The sequence below is a fragment of the Massilia sp. UBA6681 genome (genome assembly GCF_002454935.1).
In the GTDB taxonomy this organism is placed as follows: Bacteria; Pseudomonadota; Gammaproteobacteria; order Burkholderiales; family Burkholderiaceae_D; genus Telluria; species Telluria varians.
In genome coordinates this window covers 382-1874 of record NZ_DKJX01000026.1, presented here as the reverse complement: position 1 = coordinate 1874, position 1493 = coordinate 382, and the positions used below count along the sequence as shown (strand labels likewise).

At 66.1% G+C, this 1493-nt stretch carries 2 protein-coding genes; both read left to right on the top strand.

Annotated elements, in window-relative coordinates; translation table 11 throughout:
• The coding region (locus B2R83_RS03025; protein WP_292038215.1) for a hypothetical protein at positions 1-489 on the top strand (489 nt) is incomplete at its 5' end.
• A 138-nt stretch (positions 490-627) separates the two neighbouring features.
• Positions 628-1493: PAS domain-containing protein (locus B2R83_RS03020; protein ID WP_292038214.1), on the top strand; the 866-nt coding region annotated here is incomplete at its 3' end.

Here is a 1493-nt window from a genome sequence, read left to right as displayed (position 1 = left end):
TCCCTCCGTTTTGCCGTCGCGTCGCTGCTGCTGGGCGCAAGCTTCACCGCCCCGGCGGCCTCGGCCGCTTCGCTGGTCACCAAGCCGCTGGTCATTAGCGGCGTCATCCATGAAGTGCTGGGGCTGTCGCTGCGCTGCGCCTCGAAGCTCGGCGGAACGCTGGTCGGGCACGGCAGCGATCCGGCCCTCGGCCAGGTCGCCTTCATGGGCAAGGACTGCGTCACGCCCAACGGCCCGCTGCTCACCTTCAGCGACGGCCGCATCACCCTGCTTACCGGGAGCGGCGAGATGATCTACGCCAACTACAGCGGCCAGGCGGTCCCGACCGGCGACGGCAAGGTTGCCTTCAGCAATGCCACCTTCCAGATTACCGGCGGCACCGGACGCTACCACCGCGCTTCCGGCGGCGGCGACTTCACCGGCAGCCAGGCACTCCTGACCGGCGCCGGCACCATCAAGCTGAGCGGCAAAATCACCTACCGCGAGTAAGAGCAAGAGCGCCCGACAACACCCCGCACCGATCCGCACGCTGCGCGGGGTGGCGGGCGTCTCGCGATCGCCTCGGCGGCTCCGGCGCCCCCGAAACCTGTATGATGCTGGCATCTTTCCCTCCAGGCAGCCGTACTTATGCTCTCGTTGGACCACATCGAAGCCGTCTTCAACAGTTCGACGATTCCCACCGCCCTGTTCTCGCCGTCCGAGGATCCGGTCTTTGTCGCGGTCAACGACGCCTTCCTGCGTACCAGCACGCGTACGCGCGAAGAGCTCCTGGGAACGCGCCTGTTCGCCGCCTTCGACACGCCCCGGGAAACCCCGGAGGCCCCCGCCGCCGCCTTGCAGGAATCGATCATGCAGGCGATCCGGACCGGCAAGCCGCAGACCATGCCGGCGCAGCATTATCCGATCAAGGTCAAGCAGGCCGACGGCAGCGATGCCTTTGAAGACCGTTACTGGAATGCGGTCAACGCACCGGTATTCGACGCGGCCGGGCAGCTGATCTTCGTGCTGCACTACATGCTCGACATCACCGGACAGGTCGAGGCCCGCGAAGAACAGCGTGCGGCGATTGAGCTCTACAGCACGCTGATCGCATCGATGGATGACGGCTTCTGCATCGTCGACGTCGTCTATGACGACACCGGCAAGCCGATCGATTACCGCTTCCTCGACGTCAACCCCGCCTTCGAGGCCCAGACCGGCCTGAAGAACGCACGCGGGAAGAGCGTGCGCCAGCTGGTGCCGAACTCGGACGACACCCATTGGGCCGAGCTGTACAGCAGCGTGGCATTGACGGGCAGGCCGCTGCGCCTGGTCGAGGAGGGATCGCCGATCGGCCGCTGGTTCAATATCTATGCAACGCGCGTGGGCGATCCGAAGCTGGGCAAGGTGGCGGTGCTGTTCAGCGATGTCACCGAAAGCCGGCGCGCGCGCGACGACCTGCGCAGCCTGGCCAACGACCTGGCCACCGAAAACCGGCGCAAGACCGAGTTCCT